Annotated in this window: 2 protein-coding genes and 1 pseudogene; all 3 read right to left on the bottom strand. The window is 44.8% G+C overall.

The genetic code is table 11. The features are described from left to right. Positions 1–124: 124 nt before the first annotated feature. A complete protein-coding gene (locus HMPREF9073_RS06640; protein WP_255347187.1) occupies positions 125–805 on the bottom strand; it encodes a DNA adenine methylase in 681 nt (226 codons plus the stop codon). Further along, complete coding sequence (locus HMPREF9073_RS16510) at positions 738–923, bottom strand: DNA adenine methylase (RefSeq protein ID WP_009413216.1); 186 nt, start codon at positions 921–923, stop codon at positions 738–740. Before HMPREF9073_RS16510 ends, HMPREF9073_RS06640 begins: the two co-directional genes overlap by 68 nt. Before the next feature lie 11 nt (positions 924–934). After that, positions 935–1427, bottom strand: a pseudogene (locus HMPREF9073_RS15905) (DNA adenine methylase); the annotation flags it as partial.

The raw sequence follows: 1427 nt of genomic DNA, 5'->3' as shown, positions 1-1427 counted from the left end.
TATAATCCGCAAAACGAAATGTACCAATTTTCAAAACGAAATGTACATTTTTTGAGCGGGGCAAAGGTAATAAAAAAACACGGATATGCGGTATGGCTATCCGTGTTTTTTTTGCCTATACATATTATATAGGGTAGTTGGCTGTAAGGACTTCTATACGCTTCTTTCCTGTGCTATTGCTGCTACCTAAATGCATTGACACTTCTTTTTGATACCATCCGCATTGCTGTACGTATTTGGTTAGCTCTTCATTGTGGTAGGAGCTTAGCAGGAATTTGCCTTTGAGGGTGGCAAGTGTGGTTAATAGTTGGTTAAAATGTGATTGCTCATAGCCTCCGTAGTGTCCTTGGTTAGCTCCGATGTAGGGTGGGTCTACATAATGGAAAGTGGTTGGGGTGTCGTGGTGGGTGAGGACTTCGGTGGCATCGTTGTTATCAATTTGTACGCCTCGCAGGCGAGCGGAGTAGGTGTCGGTAAAGTTGGTAATTTTGTTGTTGAGGGCGGACACATTCTTGCTGTTGGTTGTGATACGGCAGTTGCCAACTTGGTTAGAGTAACCGCAATTGGTAGCGTACCAAAATGCCCACGCTTGTTGCACTTCGGTAAAAGCAAAAGGGGCGTGGTAGATTACCAATGCGGCTTTGTAGGCTTCTCGGCTAACTACAGACCGCTCTATAAGGGTTTTAAGCTCTGCAAATCGGTTTTGCAGAACCTTGTAGAAGGTATATACATTAGCATTAAAGTCGTTGATGATTTCGGTTTTGACGGGGCTGTTTTGCCCAAAAGACTGCACCTCCTCCGACAAAGGCTTCGGTGTAGATGGTGTGTTCGGGGATAAGGGGCAGGATATGTGGCAGCATTGTTTGCTTACCTCCATAGTAGGATATTGGCGTACGTTGCCAAATATTGGATGTTGATTTCATTGTTCGTGTTTTTAGTATTTGTATATCATTAAATCTTCGTAGGCACTGGCATAATTAACGCTGGTGCTGACGGTTATGCGCTCGGTTTCGTTGAATGGACTGGGGAGGTTGTATTCGTTGGCAAGGAAGTCGAAAAGGTCGAGGAGTTGTCCTTTATTGCTTCCGAAGTAGATGTAGCGAGACATTACGTTGAGGGCTTTGACGATATGTAGGTAGTCTTTTAGTTTCCAATCTTGAGCACCGCTGTAGGAACTGATGTCGGTGGAAAGATAGGGTGGATCAAGGATAAAGACGGTATTTGGGGTATGTTCAAACTCGGTGATGAGGTTGCGATAGTCGGTTTGACGGCGTTCTACTCCTGCAAGATAACCATCAGCATTGTAGGGTGTTTGAGAAACTTTAGCATAGAAGCCGTCTTTAGCAAGGGCTTCCAAGCTGGTAGCGTACTTGCCGCTGAAAAGGAGATTGGCAGAGAAGGTAATATAATCTAAGGCTTCAGAGGGG

This window comes from Capnocytophaga sp. oral taxon 326 str. F0382 (assembly GCF_000318295.1).
GTDB lineage: Bacteria > Bacteroidota > Bacteroidia > Flavobacteriales > Flavobacteriaceae > Capnocytophaga > Capnocytophaga periodontitidis.
This window is presented reverse-complemented; position numbering and strand designations above follow the sequence as displayed.

Coding starts and splice junctions, on each gene's coding strand:
- HMPREF9073_RS16510 (WP_009413216.1), bottom strand. CDS start 923: ATGAAATCAACATCCAATATTTGGCAACGTACGCCAATATCCTACTAT.